16 protein-coding genes are annotated in these 16974 nt (G+C 57.6%); 8 read left to right on the top strand and 8 right to left on the bottom strand.

The window, feature by feature from the left end:
- The first annotated feature begins 8 nt into the window (after positions 1 to 8).
- From dnaE to F3J41_RS11265, 6 genes are all read left to right on the top strand, one after another.
- Positions 9 to 3491, top strand: coding sequence for a DNA polymerase III subunit alpha (gene dnaE / locus F3J41_RS11290; RefSeq protein ID WP_058759534.1), 3483 nt, complete (start codon positions 9 to 11; stop codon positions 3489 to 3491).
- A gap of 12 nt (positions 3492 to 3503) precedes the next feature.
- Complete coding sequence (gene accA / locus F3J41_RS11285; protein ID WP_021507476.1) at positions 3504 to 4463, top strand: acetyl-CoA carboxylase carboxyl transferase subunit alpha; 960 nt, start codon at positions 3504 to 3506, stop codon at positions 4461 to 4463.
- 389 nt (positions 4464 to 4852) lie between these two features.
- On the top strand, positions 4853 to 7003 hold the full coding sequence (locus F3J41_RS11280; RefSeq protein WP_166711198.1) for a lysine decarboxylase LdcC: 2151 nt from the start codon (positions 4853 to 4855) through the stop codon (positions 7001 to 7003).
- Between the two features lie 75 nt (positions 7004 to 7078).
- Positions 7079 to 7468 carry a VOC family protein gene (locus F3J41_RS11275; RefSeq protein WP_021507474.1) on the top strand — a complete coding sequence of 130 codons (390 nt, stop codon included), beginning with the start codon at positions 7079 to 7081 and terminating at the stop codon, positions 7466 to 7468.
- Between the two features lie 54 nt (positions 7469 to 7522).
- Positions 7523 to 8821: a tRNA lysidine(34) synthetase TilS gene (tilS, locus tag F3J41_RS11270; RefSeq protein ID WP_166711196.1), complete on the top strand. Its 1299-nt coding sequence runs from the start codon at positions 7523 to 7525 to the stop codon at positions 8819 to 8821.
- Between the two features lie 15 nt (positions 8822 to 8836).
- Complete coding sequence (locus tag F3J41_RS11265; RefSeq protein WP_058780481.1) at positions 8837 to 9145, top strand: cytochrome c; 309 nt, start codon at positions 8837 to 8839, stop codon at positions 9143 to 9145.
- A 39-nt stretch (positions 9146 to 9184) separates the two neighbouring features.
- On the opposite strand, the gene rof is transcribed toward F3J41_RS11265, so the two are convergent.
- Together rof and F3J41_RS11255 are read right to left on the bottom strand one after the other, a co-directional pair.
- The gene (gene rof, locus F3J41_RS11260; protein WP_021507471.1) at positions 9185 to 9448 is read right to left on the bottom strand and encodes a Rho-binding antiterminator; all 264 of its coding nucleotides are present in this window, start codon (positions 9446 to 9448) and stop codon (positions 9185 to 9187) included.
- Positions 9435 to 9635, bottom strand: a complete 201-nt coding sequence (locus tag F3J41_RS11255) for a YaeP family protein (RefSeq protein ID WP_021507470.1) — start codon at positions 9633 to 9635, stop codon at positions 9435 to 9437. The genes rof and F3J41_RS11255 overlap by 14 nt, the downstream gene beginning before the upstream one ends.
- Positions 9636 to 9851: 216 nt before the next feature.
- On the opposite strand from F3J41_RS11255, the gene arfB reads away from it, so the two are divergent.
- Positions 9852 to 10262, top strand: coding sequence for an alternative ribosome rescue aminoacyl-tRNA hydrolase ArfB (arfB, locus tag F3J41_RS11250; protein ID WP_021507469.1), 411 nt, complete (start codon positions 9852 to 9854; stop codon positions 10260 to 10262).
- Positions 10263 to 10294: 32 nt separating this feature from the next.
- Here the strand turns inward: arfB and proS are convergent, their stop codons facing one another.
- From proS to metN, 6 genes are all read right to left on the bottom strand, one after another.
- Complete coding sequence (gene proS, locus F3J41_RS11245; protein WP_058759538.1) at positions 10295 to 12013, bottom strand: proline--tRNA ligase; 1719 nt, start codon at positions 12011 to 12013, stop codon at positions 10295 to 10297.
- Between the two features lie 91 nt (positions 12014 to 12104).
- Positions 12105 to 12812 (bottom strand): tRNA (N6-threonylcarbamoyladenosine(37)-N6)-methyltransferase TrmO, encoded by a 708-nt coding sequence (gene tsaA, locus F3J41_RS11240; protein ID WP_059012941.1) that lies wholly within the window; start codon positions 12810 to 12812, stop codon positions 12105 to 12107.
- On the bottom strand, positions 12809 to 13210 hold the full coding sequence (gene rcsF / locus F3J41_RS11235; protein ID WP_021507466.1) for an Rcs stress response system protein RcsF: 402 nt from the start codon (positions 13208 to 13210) through the stop codon (positions 12809 to 12811). The genes tsaA and rcsF overlap by 4 nt, the downstream gene beginning before the upstream one ends.
- Positions 13211 to 13337: 127 nt before the next feature.
- Positions 13338 to 14153 carry a MetQ/NlpA family lipoprotein gene (locus tag F3J41_RS11230; RefSeq protein ID WP_021507465.1) on the bottom strand — a complete coding sequence of 272 codons (816 nt, stop codon included), beginning with the start codon at positions 14151 to 14153 and terminating at the stop codon, positions 13338 to 13340.
- A gap of 37 nt (positions 14154 to 14190) precedes the next feature.
- The gene (locus tag F3J41_RS11225) at positions 14191 to 14844 is read right to left on the bottom strand and encodes a methionine ABC transporter permease MetI (protein ID WP_021507464.1); all 654 of its coding nucleotides are present in this window, start codon (positions 14842 to 14844) and stop codon (positions 14191 to 14193) included.
- Positions 14837 to 15868 carry a methionine ABC transporter ATP-binding protein MetN gene (metN, locus tag F3J41_RS11220; RefSeq protein ID WP_021507463.1) on the bottom strand — a complete coding sequence of 344 codons (1032 nt, stop codon included), beginning with the start codon at positions 15866 to 15868 and terminating at the stop codon, positions 14837 to 14839. The genes F3J41_RS11225 and metN overlap by 8 nt, the downstream gene beginning before the upstream one ends.
- A gap of 188 nt (positions 15869 to 16056) precedes the next feature.
- Between metN and gmhB the strand changes: the two genes are divergently transcribed.
- Positions 16057 to 16617 (top strand): D-glycero-beta-D-manno-heptose 1,7-bisphosphate 7-phosphatase, encoded by a 561-nt coding sequence (gmhB, locus tag F3J41_RS11215; RefSeq protein WP_021507462.1) that lies wholly within the window; start codon positions 16057 to 16059, stop codon positions 16615 to 16617.
- The last annotated feature ends 357 nt before the right edge of the window (positions 16618 to 16974 follow it).

Genomic DNA, 16974 nt, shown 5'->3' with positions numbered 1-16974 from the left:
AAACTGATATGGCTGAACCTCGTTTTATACATCTGCGCGTACACAGCGATTACTCCATGGTCGATGGTCTGGCCAAGACCGGGCCGCTGGTAAAAAAGGCGGCCGCGCTCGGCATGCCCGCCATTGCCATCACCGACTACACCAACCTGTGCGGGCTGGTGCGCTTTTATGGCAGCGCGCACAGCGCCGGTATCAAACCGATCGTCGGGGCCGACTTCCAGGTGGCCAGCGATTTGATGGGCGATGAGCTGACGCAGCTCACCGTGCTGGCCGCTAATAACACCGGTTACCAGAATCTGACGCTACTGATTTCGCGCGCTTACCAGCGCGGATACGGTATCGCCGGACCGATTATCGATCGCGACTGGCTCCTGGAGCTGGGCGAAGGGTTGATTCTGCTGTCGGGCGGACGGCGCGGCGACGTCGGTCGCAGCCTGCTGCGCGGCAATAACGCGCTGGTGGCGCAGTGCCTGAGCTTCTATCAGCAGCATTTCCCTAACCGCTACTATCTGGAACTGACGCGCACCGGCCGGCCAGATGAAGAGGCCTATCTGCACGCCGCGGTTGAGCTGGCGATTGCTGAATCGGTGCCGGTGGTGGCCACCAATGAAGTCTGCTTCCTCAACGAAGAAGATTTTGATGCCCATGAAATCCGCGTGGCGATTCACGACGGCTACACGCTGGACGATCCTAAACGTCCGCGCAACTACAGTCCTCAGCAATATATGCGCAGCGAAGAGGAGATGTGCGAGCTGTTCTCGGACATCCCGGAAGCGCTGGAAAACAGCGTAGAGATTGCTAAGCGTTGTAACGTCACGGTGCGCCTCGGCGAATATTTCCTGCCGCAATTCCCGACCGGCGACATGTCGACCGAAGATTTTCTGGTGATGAAGTCGCGCGAAGGGCTGGAGGAGCGCCTGGCGTTTCTCTTCCCGGATGAGCAGGTGCGTGCCGAACGCCGGCCGGAGTATGACGAGCGTCTCGACATTGAGCTCAACGTCATCAACCAGATGGGCTTCCCCGGCTACTTCCTGATCGTGATGGAGTTTATCCAGTGGTCGAAGGACAACGGCATTCCGGTGGGGCCGGGGCGTGGTTCCGGTGCCGGTTCACTGGTGGCCTACGCGCTGAAAATTACCGATCTCGATCCGCTGGAGTTTGACCTGCTGTTCGAACGTTTCCTTAACCCGGAACGTGTCTCGATGCCCGACTTTGACGTCGACTTCTGCATGGAAAAACGTGACCAGGTGATCGATCACGTGGCTGAGATGTACGGCCGCGATGCGGTGTCGCAGATTATCACCTTCGGTACCATGGCGGCGAAAGCGGTGATTCGCGACGTTGGTCGGGTGCTGGGGCATCCGTACGGCTTTGTTGATCGCATCTCAAAACTGATCCCGCCGGATCCGGGCATGACGCTGGAAAAAGCGTTCCAGGCGGAACCGCAGCTGCCGGAGATCTACGAAGCTGACGAAGAGGTCAAAGCGCTGATCGACATGGCGCGCAAGCTGGAAGGGGTCACGCGTAACGCCGGCAAGCACGCCGGTGGCGTGGTCATTGCGCCGACCAAAATCACCGATTTTGCGCCGCTGTACTGCGATGAGAACGGCCAGTTCCCGGTCACCCAGTTCGATAAAAACGACGTGGAATACGCCGGACTGGTGAAGTTTGACTTCCTCGGCCTGCGCACGCTGACCATCATCGACTGGGCGCTGAAGATGATCAACCCGCGGCGTGAAAAGCAGGGTTTACCGCCGATCGATATCGCCGCCATCCCGCTGGATGACAAAAAAAGCTTCGACATGCTGCAGCGCTCGGAAACCACCGCGGTGTTCCAGCTTGAATCGCGCGGCATGAAAGATCTGATTAAGCGCCTGAAGCCGGACTGCTTCGAAGATATGATCGCACTGGTGGCGCTGTTCCGTCCGGGGCCGCTGCAGTCGGGCATGGTCGATAACTTTATTGACCGTAAGCACGGCCGTGAAGCCATCTCCTACCCGGACATTCAGTGGCAGCATGAGAGCCTGAAGCCGGTGCTGGAGCCGACCTACGGCATCATCCTCTATCAGGAACAGGTGATGCAGATTGCCCAGGTGCTGTCCGGCTATACGCTGGGCGGCGCGGATATGCTGCGTCGTGCCATGGGTAAAAAGAAGCCGGAGGAGATGGCCAAGCAGCGTTCGGTGTTCCAGGACGGTGCTGAGAAGATGGGCATCAACGGCGAACTGTCGATGAAAATCTTCGATCTGGTGGAGAAGTTCGCAGGCTACGGCTTTAACAAGTCGCACTCTGCTGCTTATGCGCTGGTCTCCTATCAGACGCTGTGGCTGAAAGCGCACTATCCGGCCGAGTTCATGGCGGCGGTGATGACCGCCGATATGGATAACACCGAGAAGGTGGTTGGACTGGTGGATGAGTGCTGGCGCATGGGGCTGAAAGTGCTGCCGCCAGACATTAACTCCGGGCTCTATCCGTTCCACGTTAACGATGACGGGGAGATCGTGTACGGCATCGGCGCCATCAAAGGCGTGGGTGAGGGGCCGATCGAAGCGATCCTCGAAGCGCGTAATCAGGGCGGCTACTTTAAAGAGCTGTTTGATCTCTGCGCGCGCACCGACACCAAAAAGATCAACCGTCGCGTGATGGAAAAACTGATCATGTCCGGCGCGTTCGATCGCCTTGGCCCGCACCGCGCGGCGCTGATGAGCGCGCTGGGTGACGCCCTGAAGGCGGCGGATCAGCATGCCAAAGCCGAAGCGACGGGACAGGCGGATATGTTCGGCGTGCTGGCCGAAGAGCCCGAGCAGGTTGAGCAATCTTACGCGGCCATAACGCCGTGGCCGGAACAGGTGCAGCTGGATGGCGAGCGTGAGACGCTCGGTCTGTATCTCACTGGCCATCCGATCAATCAGTATCTGAAAGAAATTGAGCGCTACGTTGGCGGCATGCGCCTGAAAGACATGCATCCAACAGAACGTGGTAAAGTGACCGTTGCGGCCGGGCTGGTGATTGCCGCCCGCGTCATGGTCACCAAGCGCGGCAACCGAATTGGTATCTGTACTCTTGACGACCGCTCTGGCCGTCTTGAGGTGATGTTATTTACCGATGCGTTAGATAAATACCAGCAGCTGCTGGAGAAGGACCGTATCCTGATCGTCAGTGGACAGGTCAGCTTTGATGACTTTAGCGGTGGGCTTAAAATGACCGCCCGGGAAGTCATGGACATCGACGAAGCGCGGGAAAAATACGCGCGCGGACTTGCTATCTCGCTGACGGACAGGCAAATTGATGACCAGCTTTTAAACCGTCTCCGCCAGTCTCTGGAGCCTCATCGCTCCGGGACCATTCCGGTGCATCTCTATTATCAGAGAGCAGATGCGCGGGCGAAGCTGCGCTTTGGTGCAGCGTGGCGTATTTCGCCCAGCGATCGTTTACTCAACGATTTGCGGTCGTTAGTAGGGTCGGAGCAGGTGGAACTGGAGTTTGACTAAAACAGGAACATTATGAGTCTTAATTACCTGGATTTTGAACAGCCAATCGCTGAACTGGAAGCGAAAATCGACTCGCTGAAATCGATTGGTCGTTCGGATGAGAAACACGATATTAATCTGGATGAAGAAGTGCAGCGTCTGCGCGAGAAAAGCGTCGAGCTGACCCGTAAAATCTTCTCCGATTTGGGTGCATGGCAGGTTGCGCAGCTGGCGCGCCATCCGCTGCGTCCTTATACGCTGGACTATGTCCGCAATGCGTTTGACGATTTTGACGAGCTGGCCGGTGATCGCGCCTATGCCGATGATAAAGCCATTGTCGGCGGCATCGCTCGTCTGGATGGGCGTCCGGTGATGGTCATTGGTCATCAGAAAGGCCGCGAAACCAAAGAGAAAATCCGGCGTAACTTCGGTATGCCAGCACCCGAGGGCTACCGTAAAGCGCTGCGTCTGATGGAGATGGCCGAGCGCTTTAAGATGCCACTGATCACCTTCATCGACACGCCGGGTGCCTATCCGGGCGTGGGCGCGGAAGAGCGCGGTCAGTCTGAAGCGATTGCCCGCAACCTGCGCGAGATGTCAGGCCTGAAGATCCCGGTGATCTGTACCGTGATCGGCGAAGGCGGCTCCGGCGGCGCGCTGGCGATTGGCGTTGGCGATAAAGTGAATATGCTGCAGTACAGCACCTATTCGGTGATCTCACCGGAAGGCTGTGCGTCAATTCTGTGGAAGAGCGCCGACAAAGCGCCACTGGCCGCAGAAGCGATGGGCATCACCGCCGGGCGTCTGAAAGAGCTGAAGCTGATCGATTCGATCATCCCGGAACCGCTGGGCGGCGCGCACCGTCATCCGGTGGACATGGCGGCAGCGCTCAAGCAGCAGCTGCTGGCCGATCTGGCCGATCTCGATGTGCTGAGCACGGAAGAGCTGCTTAACCGCCGCTATCAGCGTCTGATGAGCTACGGCTACGCGTAAGCGCCGAAGAGCCTTCACAGAAGCGGACCCCGGTCCGCTTTTTTTATGCCTGTTTTCCGCGATCAGGCTTGAGTGCCCCGCTGGGTTGTCATTTATGGCGGTGCGCATTAATGCGCACCCTACAAAATACCGACAGTGATCCTGCAGGGGCACCATTCATGGCGACCTGATAAAAACCGTGCAGTTACCCCGCAGGTGCGGCATTTATACCGGTGCGCATTAATGCGCACCCTGGGAAAAACCGGCAGTGATCCTGTAGGGTCGCCATTCATGGCGACCTGAGATGCATCGCTGGCAAACATCAGGCCAACAACGGCGCTATTCCGGAACATTCACCCGCCACTTTTCGCTATCCTTATTCCGTGCCACAACACCACAGGAGGTGAGCATTGAATATTATTGCGATCATGGGACCGCACGGCGCGTTCTACAAAGATGAACCGATTCGCGAACTGGACGCGGCGCTGAAGCTGCAGGGTTTCCAGACCGTTTATCCCAACAATGCCAGCGACCTGCTGAAACTGATTGAACACAACCCGCGCGTCTGCGGGGTGATATTTGACTGGGACGACTACAGCCTGGCGCTGTGCAGCGACATCAATCAACTCAACGAATCGCTGCCGCTGTATGCCTTCATCAACACCCATTCGCAGTTGGATGTCAGCATTAATGAAATGCGCATGGCGCTGCACTTCTTCGAATACGCGCTCAACGCCGCTGACGATATAGCGCTGCATATCCGGCAGTACACCGATGAGTACATCGACAAAATTATGCCGCCGCTGACCAAAGCGCTGTTCACCTACGTCAAAGAGGGGAAATACACCTTCTGCACGCCGGGCCACATGGGCGGCACGGCGTTTCAGAAAAGCCCGGTCGGCAGCCTGTTCTATGATTTCTTCGGCGCCAACACGCTGAAAGCGGATGTTTCGATCTCGGTCACCGAACTGGGCTCGCTGCTCGATCACACCGGTCCGCACCTCGAAGCAGAAGAGTATGTGGCGCGTACCTTTGGCGCTGAACAGAGCTATATGGTCACCAACGGCACGTCGACTTCAAATAAAATCGTCGGAATGTACGCCGCACCGGCCGGCAGCACGGTGCTGATTGACCGCAACTGCCACAAATCGCTGACTCATCTGCTGATGATGAGCGACATCATCCCCATCTGGCTCAAACCAACGCGCAACGCCCTGGGCATTTTGGGTGGCATCCCTAAGCGCGAATTCACCCGCGACAGCATCCAGCAGAAAGTTAACGACACACCGCGCGCCCGCTGGCCGGTGCATGCGGTCATCACCAACTCAACCTACGACGGTCTGCTGTATAACACGCAATACATCAAACAGACGCTGGACGTGCCGTCCATTCATTTCGATTCTGCCTGGGTGCCATACACCAATTTTCACCCTATCTACAGCGGCAAAAGCGGCATGAGCGGCGAGCGCATTCCCGGCAAAGTGATCTATGAAACCCAGTCGACCCACAAACTGCTGGCGGCGTTCTCACAGGCGTCGCTGATTCACATCAAGGGCGATTACGATCACGACACCTTCAACGAAGCCTACATGATGCACACCACCACCTCGCCGAGCTACGCGATCGTCTCTTCGATTGAGACCGCGGCGGCGATGCTGCGCGGTAATCCGGGCCGGCGGCTGATTAATCGCTCGGTGGAGCGCGCGCTGCATTTTCGCCGCGAGATCCAGCGGCTGCGCGAAGAGTCTGACGGCTGGTTCTTTGATATCTGGCAGCCGGAGCAGGTGGATGAAGCCGAATGCTGGCCGATTCAGCCGGGCGACGAGGCGTGGCACGGCTTTACCCACGCCGATCGCGATCATATGTACCTTGATCCCATCAAAGTCACCATACTTACGCCGGGCATGAGCGAACTGGGCCAGATGGCGGAAGAGGGCATTCCGGCCGCGCTGGTGGCGAAATTCCTCGACCAGCGTGGCATCGTGGTGGAGAAGACCGGACCGTATAACCTGTTGTTCCTGTTCAGCATTGGCATTGATAAAACCAAAGCAATGAGCGTGCTGCGCGGACTGACGGAGTTTAAACGCGCCTACGATCTCAATCTGCGGGTAAAAAACATGCTGCCGGATCTCTATGCTGAAGATCCTGACTTCTACCGTAACATGCGCATCCAGACGCTGGCGCAGGGCATTCATCAGCTGATCCTGCAGCACGATCTGCCGCGTCTGATGCTGCGGGCATTCGACGTTCTGCCGGAGATGAAGATGACGCCGCACCAGGCGTTTCAGCGGCAGGTGCAGGGGCAGGTGGAAACCGTGGACATTCGCGAGCTGGTTGGGCGGATTTCAGCCAACATGATCCTGCCTTATCCGCCAGGCGTGCCGCTGGTGATGCCGGGCGAGATGATTACCGAACAGAGCCGGGCGGTGCTGGATTTCCTGCTGATGCTCTGTACCATCGGGCGGCACTATCCCGGCTTTGAAACGGATATTCACGGTGCCACGCTCACCGACGACGGTCGCTATCTGGTGCGCGTGCTGCGTGACGAGCCTGTGCGCTAACTTCAGATAATTGCCTCTTTTCAGCGCCGCGCCGGGCACGTAGGCTAAGCGGCTCAGAATACTTTCGGAGCCGCTATGCTGCAGATAAAACAGATCCACCACATCGCCATTATTGCCACCGATTATCAGCGCAGTAAGGCGTTTTACTGCGACGTGCTGGGCTTTGAGCTGCTGGGCGAATACTATCGCGCTGAGCGCGACTCATGGAAAGGCGACCTTGGCCTTAATGGCGTCTATACCATTGAGCTGTTCTCGTTTCCTGCGCCGCCGCCGCGCGTCAGCGGGCCGGAAGCGTGCGGGCTGCGCCATCTGGCGTTTTGTGTGGATGATGTCGAACAGTCGGTTGCCGCGCTGGCAGAAAAGGGCGTGGTGTGCGAGCCGATCCGCATCGATGCTCTCACCGGTAAAGTCTGCACCTTCTTCCCCGATCCGGATGGTTTGCCGCTGGAGCTGTATCAGGCGTAAAATAGCGCGCGCAGTGAGCCGCAATCCGGCGGTTCACCTCAACGGAATGCGTGCATGTCCTTTTCTCATCTTGCTGCGCTGCTGCCAGCCGATGCCCGCTGCGTGCTGGCATTCAGCGGCGGGCTCGATTCCAGCGTTCTGCTGCATCAGTTAGTGAGCTGGCAACGCCAGCAGCCGCAGCTGCGCGTGCGCGCATTACACGTGCATCATGGTTTAAGCCCCAACGCCGATCGCTGGGCGGCGCACTGCCAGCAGCAGTGTCAGCAGTGGCACATTCCCTGCGAGGTGCTGCGCGTGCAGGTGGACGCTCGCGCCGGCGGTATCGAAGCCGCAGCCCGCACGGCGCGCTATCAGGCGTTATTCACTCACCTGCAACCCGGTGAGTACTTACTTACTGCTCAGCACCTCGATGACCAGGCTGAAACGCTGCTGCTGGCGCTGAAACGCGGCAGCGGTCCGGCGGGTCTGGCGGCGATGCCGCAGCAGCGGCAGGTTAACGGCCGCTGGCATCTGCGCCCGTTGCTCAACCTCAGCCGTCAGCAGCTGGAAGCTTACGCTGTCGGGCACCAGCTGGACTGGATTGACGATGAGAGCAACGCTGACCGTCGCTACGATCGCAATTTCCTGCGCCAGGACGTGCTGCCGCTGCTGCAGGCGCGCTGGCCGCACTTCAGCGCGGCCAGTGCCCGCAGCGCAGCGCTATGCGGTGAGCAGGAGCAACTGCTGGATGAGCTGCTCAGCGAGCAGCTGGCGCAGCTGACCGATGCTCAGGGCGCACTGCATTTTCCGCCGCTGCTGGCCTGTAGCGAGGCGCGGCGGCACGCGCTGCTGCGGCGCTGGATTGGCGAACGCGGTGGTGCAATGCCCGCGCGCGACGCGCTGCAGCGCATTACCGACGAGGTGATGCACAGCCGTGAAGATGCGCAGCCGTGTCTGCGCTTTGGCGCGCACGAACTGCGGCGCTACCGGGAACGGCTTTACTGGCTGCCGCGACAGCACTCGCTGAGTCAGCACTCGCTAACCTGGCAGCCGCTGACGCAGCCATTAATTTTGCCTGATGGGCTGAGTGAACTGCGCGCCAGCCTGGCGCAGGCGGAACTACGCCAGCCGGCGGGTGATGAACAGGTTATTGTGCGCTTTCAGGCCCACGGCTATCACCATATTGTCGGCCGGGCTGGTGGTCGCGAAATGAAAAAACTGTGGCAGGAGCTGGGCGTCCCGCCGTGGCAGCGCGAACGCATTCCGTTGATTTACTACAACCAGACGTTGATTGCCGCGCCCGGGCTGTTTGTCACCCGCGCAGGCGCGGCGGGCGAGACGCAAGGCTGGCAGGCGATCTGGTCAACACCCTAAAAAGGAACAGCAATGATGAAACAGTGGATTGTCGCGGCGCTACTGGCTGCTGCGCTGCCGGCGTTTGCGCAGGGCGACGTCAGGGCTGGCGCGCAGAAAGCCGCCAGCTGTATGGCATGCCATGGCGCGGAAGGTAAGAGCGCGGTGCCGCTTTACCCTAATCTGGCCGGGCAGCATGCACCTTACCTGCTGCATTCGCTGCAGGCCTACAAAAAAGGCGAGCGCAGTGGCGGTCAGGCAGAGGTGATGAAAGCCTTTGTGGCCGGGTTGAGCGATCAGGATATGGATGATTTAGCGGCGTACTACGCTTCGCTGCAGCCTTAAGCGAGGTGGGCGGGAACAGCTTTCCCGCCCGGGGAGAGATTATTCGTCTTCGCTGACGATAACGGTGCCCAGCTCAGGATGGCTGAAGCTGGCGATGTGGTCGAGACGCAGCTCGCGCGTTTCACCGGAGAGGTCGACCGCAAGATACTCGACGTTTTTACGTGAGACCATGTCCACGGCTTTCGCTTTCAGCTGGTCGCCGTTTTTGAGCTCCAGCGACAGCGTCCAGTGTTTGGTACAGGCGAGCTCGAGGTTGTCGTAGTCATCACAGTTGATGGGTTTGTAGGCTTCATTCGTCAACATAGTCGCTCACCAATAAGTTTGCAGCGGCATACGCTGCCTGTTCCCTGACAGAAGAGTTTAGCGCAGAATTAGCGGCAATATCATTGAGTGCTTTCAGTGCGCATCCGATCGCGTCTGGCACATACCCCAGGTCGCCGCTGCCAATCCCGGCATACTTCTGGCGAACTAACTCACAATACTTTTGCACATACACCTCCTCAGCAGAGCATCAATACTCTGGTTGATATGCGACTATATCACAGGGGTTCGCTGGAAATCAGCCAGGGGGCGCAGGGAAGGTGGCAAAGAAAGGGCAAAAAGTGACAGCCAGCACTGGTCTCAGCCAGACTGGCGGCGCACAAAAGGTTAAGTTGATGAACAGGTTATTTCCGGATACAACCGCGCTGATAACGGCAGGTGGCAGATGATTGTGCTGTCACGTAGTGTTTCAATTGCGGACAATGAAGTGGAGCTCAGTGCCATTCGCGCTCAGGGCGCGGGCGGCCAGCACGTCAATAAGACGTCGACCGCTATCCATCTGCGCTTCGATATTCACGCCTCGTCGCTACCGCCGTTTTATAAACAGCGGCTGCTGGAGGCGAACCACCATTTGATCAGCGCCGATGGCGTGGTGATTATCAAAGCGCAGGAGTATCGCAGCCAGGAGATGAACCGTGAAGCGGCGCTGCAGCGGCTGATCAACCTGATACGCGAGCTGACAACGGTGGAGAAAGTGCGCCGCGCGACGCGCCCGACGCGGGCGTCCAGAGAGCGGCGGCTGGAAGGTAAATCACGACGCAGCAATGTGAAGGCGCTGCGCGGCAAGCTACGCTAAAAAAAACGCCTCCGGCAGGAGGCGTCAGGGGATTACTTGTTGAGTGCGCGGCTGAGGAAGTCGACGATGTCGTGCTGCTTAATCATCTGCTTCTCGCTGGCGGCGCGGGCTTTGTACTCGATCTCCTGGTTATCCAGGTTGCGGTCGCCAATTACAATAGTGTGCGGTACGCCAATCAGTTCCATATCGGCGAACATCACGCCCGGACGCTCTTTACGATCGTCAAGAATGACGTCGATGCCTTTGGCACGCAGCTCGTTGTACAGCTGTTCCGCCAGCTCTTTCACGCGGAAGGATTTGTGCATGTTCATCGGCAGAATCGCCACTTCGAACGGTGCCAGCGCCGCTGGCCAGATAATCCCGCGCTCGTCGTGGTTCTGTTCGATAGCCGCCGCCACGACGCGGGTGATACCGATACCGTAGCAGCCCATGGTCATGATCTGGTTGCGACCATCTTCACCCTGTACCGCTGCTTTCATCGCGTCCGAATATTTGGTGCCGAGCTGGAAGATGTGGCCGACTTCAATGCCGCGCTTAATCATCAGCACGCCTTTGCCATCCGGGCTCGGATCGCCTTCTACCACGTTACGAATATCTTCTACGCGTGCTTCTGGCAGATCGCGGCCCCAGTTGATGCCGGCATAGTGCTGGCCATCAATGTTGGCACCTGCCGCGAAGTCACTCATTTTTGCCACGGTGCGGTCAGCAATCACCGGGATGGTCAGACCGACCGGACCGAGAGAACCAAAACCGGCACCGATGGCGGCGCGAATCTCTTCCTCGCTGCCCATTTCCAGTGGCGCGGCCACAATGTCCAGATGCTCGGCTTTGATTTCGTTGAGCTCGTGGTCGCCGCGTAACAGCAGCGCAACCAGCGAATGACCGCTCTCTTCGCTGGCTTTCACGATCAGCGTTTTCACCGTTTTTTCTACCGGGATCTGGTGCTGTTCGACCAGCTCGGCGATGGTTTTCGCGTTTGGCGTGGCGAACTGCGTCAGCGCCTGCGTTGCCGCCGGGCGCTCACCGGCAGGTGCCAGCGCCTCGGCTTTCTCAATGTTGGCCGCATAATCGGACTCGCTGGAGAAGATCACATCATCTTCACCGCTCTGCGCCAGCACCTGGAACTCATGCGAGCCGCTGCCGCCAATCGAACCGGTATCGGCCTGTACGGCGCGGAAATCCAGCCCCATGCGGCTGAAGCTCTGGCTGTAGGCGCGGTACATCGCATCGTAAGTTTCCTGCAGCGACTCCTGCGAGGTGTGGAACGAATACGCATCCTTCATGATGAATTCGCGCGAACGCATCACGCCAAAACGCGGGCGTACTTCATCACGGAATTTGGTCTGGATCTGATAGACGTTGAGCGGCAGCTGCTTATAGGAGCTCAGCTCGTTGCGGATCAGGTCGGTGACCACTTCTTCATGGGTCGGACCCAGCACAAACGGACGTTCGTGGCGGTCTTTAATGCGCAGCAGCTCCGGGCCGTACTGCTCCCAGCGACCGCTCTCTTCCCACAGATCGGCTGGCTGAACCACCGGCATGGAGATCTCAATCGCACCGGCGTTGTTCATCTCTTCGCGCACGATGTTTTCAACTTTTCGCAGCACGCGAATACCGGTCGGCAACCAGGTATAGAGACCGGAAGCCAGTTTGCGGATCATACCGGCGCGCAGCATCAGCTGGTGGCTGATCACTTCAGCATCGGAAGGCGTCTCCTTCAGGGTGGAGAGCAGATATTGAGTAGTACGCATTAATTTACGATTCCAGTTGTACGGAAGGATACGAACAAAAAATTTGCTGGCGGCTAGTGTACCAGCGAGATCCGTCACTCAAAAGCTTGTTTTAGCGCGGATCGAGCGCGATCACCTCGGTTCCCGCCGCGTCAATGCGCCAGCGCACATTAAAGTCGAGCAGCCAGGCGGCATATTCACGGCCGGGGCTTTCACCTTTGCGATAAGCCGGACGCGGATCCTGCGCCAGCACTTCAGTGATAAAGCGCGCCAGCTGCGGGTAATGGCGTTGCTGCTGCTGCAGCTGCTGCTGCGCCTGTGCAGAGAAACGCACCGGCATGCTGGCGTCGGGCGCGCTCTGAGCGAACCCCCCGCGCGCCTCAGGCAGCGCTTCGGCGAAGGGCAGGTAAGGCTTGATATCCACCACAGGGGTGCCGTCCACCAAATCGAGGCTGCCTAATTGCAGAATCACCTGTTGCTGCTCACAGCGGATGCCTTTGAGCTCAACCAGCGACATGCCGATAGGATTGGGGCGAAAGGTCGAGCGGGTGGCAAATACGCCCATGCGGGCATTACCGCCGAGGCGCGGCGGGCGTACGGTTGGGCGCCAGCCGCCTGCCATGGTCTGGTGAAAGACGAACAGCACCCACAGATGGCTGAATGCCTCCAGTCCACGCACCGCTTCAGGCTGATTGTACGGCGCCAGCAGATGCAGTTCGCCACCGCCGTCCTGCACCAGACCCGGCTGGCGCGGTACGGCAAATTTCTCTTTCCACGGCGAACGGATCACGCCGATTTGCGCAAAGGCAAATTCACTCATTGATTCGAAACTTTCAGCGCAGAGCCCTGGCATACGGCCTGGCGATAGCAGCCCGGTGTGCTGGAGACAATTTCACACTTGTGCAGCAGCACGGCGTTGGCTTTCATGCCAGCCGCTTTAATCTGCAGGCGTTTACGCGCGGTATTGAGGTTCGGCGGCGAGTCCTGGGTGCTGCTCTGGCAATCATCACCCGACACTTCGCCCAGATCGCGGAACGGATTGCTGACCAGATCGGTCGCATCGGTATAGATCTTCACCGGGGCTGGACGCGCAGCCGGTTTGCGCTGAGGTTCGCTGGTTGATTGCTGCGGGCGAGACGGAGCACTGCTTATTGGGTGATATTCACGCACGCACCCGGTCAGCATCAATGCCAACAAGCAGAGCGGTAAAAAACGCATGGCAACATCCTCATGTAATAAAAAGTGGCGTTATTGAAACAAGGACGACCAGAAATAACAAGTCAGCTGCCACATGCTGAAATAGAAAGGGCGGCCGAAGCCGCCCTGCACCGCATGAAAGGGATAATTACCAGCCTTTCACTGCGCCGCCGTTGAAGATTTTGTTGGCGGCTTCAGACACTTCGTCTGACTGATAAGCCTCAACAAACTTCTTCACATTCTCCGCGTCTTTGTTGTCTTCGCGGCTAACGATCAGGTTCACGTACGGCGAGTCTTTATCTTCTACGAAGATGCCGTCCTTCGCCGGGGTCAGGCCAATCTGGCTGGCGTAAGTGGTGTTGATCACCGCCAGCGCAATCTGCTGATCGTCCAGTGAACGTGGCAGCTGTGGCGCTTCCAGCTCAACAATCTTCAGGTTCTTTGGATTCTCAGTAATATCCAGTGAGGTTGGCAGCAGGCCCACACCATCTTTCAGTTTGATCAGGCCCACTTTCTGCAGCAGCAGCAGAGAACGACCGAGGTTGGTTGGATCGTTCGGGATAGCGATCTGCGCACCGTTCTGCAGCTCATCCAGCGATTTGATTTTTTTCGAGTAGCCGGCAATCGGATAAACGAAGGTGTTGCCGACCGGCACCAGTTTGTAACCGCGGTCTTTGATCTGCTGATCGAGGTACGGCTTGTGCTGGAAGGCGTTAACGTCAATATCGCCTTTGCTCAGCGCTTCGTTAGGCAGCACGTAATCGTTAAAGGTAACCAGTTCAACATCGAGACCGTATTTCTCTTTCGCGACTTTCACGGCAGTTTCCGCAACCTGCTGTTCAGCCCCGACAATCACACCCACTTTAATGTGGTTGGGATCTTTCTCTTTCTGATCGCATCCTGCCAGCGCAATCGCGCCAATCAGAGCACCCACAGCGGCAATCTTTTTAAATGTGAAAGACATATCCTTTCCTTAATAGAGGACTATTGATGTTGTTTGCTTATTTATGTGACACCGCACGCACGATGCGGTCACCACAGAACTGAATTAAATACACCAGCACCACCAGCAAAATCAGCACGGTATTCATCACGGTGGCGTTATAGCCGATGTAACCATACTGATAGCCAATCTGGCCCAGACCGCCCGCGCCCACAGCACCGCCCATGGCGGAGTAGCCCACCAGCGTAATCAGGGTAATTGTAGCGGCATTCACCAGCCCTGGCAGCGCTTCCGGCAGCAGTACTTTACGCACGATCTGCAGCGGTGTGGCACCCATGGCGCGCGAGGCTTCAATCAGTCCGGTCGGCAACTCAAGCAGCGCGTTTTCCACCATACGGGCGATAAACGGCGCCGCGCCCACGGTCAGCGGAACGATGGCCGCCTGCAGCCCAATGGAGGTGCCGACGATGGCGCGGGTAAACGGAATCATCCACACCAGCAGGATAATGAAAGGAATGGAACGGAAAATATTGACGATGGCTGACAGCACGCGATACAGCGCAGTGTTGGCCAGAATCTGCCCCGGACGGGTGACGTACAGCAGTACGCCAACCGGCAGGCCAAGCACAAAGCCAAAGAAACCAGAAACGAAGGTCATCATCAGCGTTTCCCAGACGCCACGCGTCAGTAACCACAGCATCGCTTCAGACATAACCCAGCACCTCTACTTTCACATGATTTTCTTTCAGCCAGGCAATAGCGGCTTGTGTATCTGTTTCACTGCCGTCCATTTCGGCCAGCATGATGCCGAACTTCACGCCACCGGCGTAATCCATCTGGGCACTGATAATGTTGTTATTGACGTTGAAACGGCGCGCGGCTTCTGACAGCAGCGGCGCATCCACCGATTTACCGGTGAACTCCAGCCGCAGCAGCGGCACGCTGTCGGTGCCCGCGCTCGCCTGCATGCGCTGCTGGTAATCATCCGGAATATCCAGATGCAACGTTGACTGAATAAACTGCTGGGCCAGGGGCGTTTTCGGATGCGAGAACACTTCGCTGACGCTGTCTTTTTCAATCAGTTCGCCGTTGCTGATCACCGCTACCTGATCGCAGATGCGTTTCACCACATCCATCTCGTGAGTAATCAGCAGAATAGTGATGCCGAGACGACGGTTGATGTCTTTCAGCAGCTCCAGAATCGAGCGGGTGGTGGCCGGGTCCAGTGCGCTGGTGGCTTCATCACACAGCAGGACCTTCGGATTGCTGGCCAGCGCACGGGCAATCGCGACGCGCTGTTTCTGACCGCCGGACAGATTCGCCGGCCAGCTGTCGTGTTTGTCCGCCAGACCGACCAGCTCCAGCAGTTCGCTGACGCGCTTTTTGATCGCCTCGCGTGACAGGTTACCCAGCTCAAGCGGCAGCGCAACGTTGCCCGACACGGTGCGGGAGTTCATCAGGTTGAAGTGCTGGAAGATCATGCCAATCTGGCGGCGCGCCAGCGTTAACTGCCCGGAAGAGAGCGCGGTGAGATCCTGACCGTCAACCAGCACGCGACCGGATGTCGGGCGCTCCAGCAGGTTGACGCAGCGGATGAGCGTACTTTTACCGGCACCGGATGAACCGATGACGCCATAAATTTGTCCGGCAGGCACGTGCAGGCTAACGTTTGACAACGCCTGAATAGTGCGTGAACCCTGCTGGAACACTTTGGTGATATTTTCGAGTTTAATCATTAGTTTAATTGTTATCGTGTTGCGTTGTCCGTGGTGTATCGGTCTTCGCGCCGCCGGGGCAGGCGAAATCTGGATGGATGGTAAGGCATCCAGACGGCTAAATCAATCAAAGTCATTCAATCTGCCATTCTCACGGTACGCGCAATCATGCGATACTGCGCGGCACTATTTGCAGCAGGAGTTTCTACGTGGCGAACCCAGTCCCGGCTATTTTTCTCGATCGTGATGGCACCCTGAATGTCGATCACGGCTATGTTCATGAGATCGATAATTTTCAGTTTATTGATGGCACCATTGAAGCGCTGCAGGCGTTAAAGAAGATGGGCTACGCGCTGGTGCTGGTGACCAACCAGTCTGGCATCGCGCGCGGCATGTTTACCGAAGATCAGTTTATGCAACTCACCGAGTGGATGGACTGGTCGCTGGCCGATCGCGATGTCGATCTCGACGGCATCTATTTCTGTCCGCATCTGCCTGATGCAACGGTCGTGGAGTACCGCCAGACTTGCGATTGCCGCAAGCCGCAACCGGGCATGCTGCTTTCGGCGCAGAAACACCTGAACATCGATATGGCAGCTTCTTATATGGTGGGCGATAAGCTGGAAGATATGCTGGCAGCAAAGGCGGCAGGCGTGGGAACCAAAGTGCTGGTGCGCAGCGGTAAGCCAGTCACCGCCGAAGGCGAAGCGGCCGCGGACTGGGTAATTGATAGTCTCGCAGAGCTGCCGGCGCGCATGAAAAAGGCCTGAAATCAGGCCTTCTGCACAAATCTTAAGCGAACAGTAAAAAAGTTGAAATTTGCACTTGCGCTTCCATAAGTTCGCCCTATAATGCGCCACCACTGAGACGGCAAAGCGGCAACGCAGGCGGCTCAGCAGGGCGTGAAGTGATTCACCCCGCCGGAGAAAAACGCTGAAAAAAGTGTTTGACTCTGAAGGAGGAAAGCGTAATATACGCCACCTCGCGACAGCAGGCCGAACGCCGCGTCGCACCGCTCTTTAACAATTTATCAGACAATCTGTGTGGGCACTCGCAGGATTGATATCACAAGCCTACGGGCTTTAAAAAATATCAAGTCTTTGCTGAGTGAACACGTAATTCATTAC

The organism is Pantoea sp. Ap-870 (assembly GCF_011752515.1).
Taxonomy (GTDB): Bacteria; Pseudomonadota; Gammaproteobacteria; order Enterobacterales; family Enterobacteriaceae; genus Pantoea; species Pantoea dispersa.
Note: the sequence above shows the minus strand (reverse complement) of the source record. Positions and strands in the feature narration are given on the sequence as shown.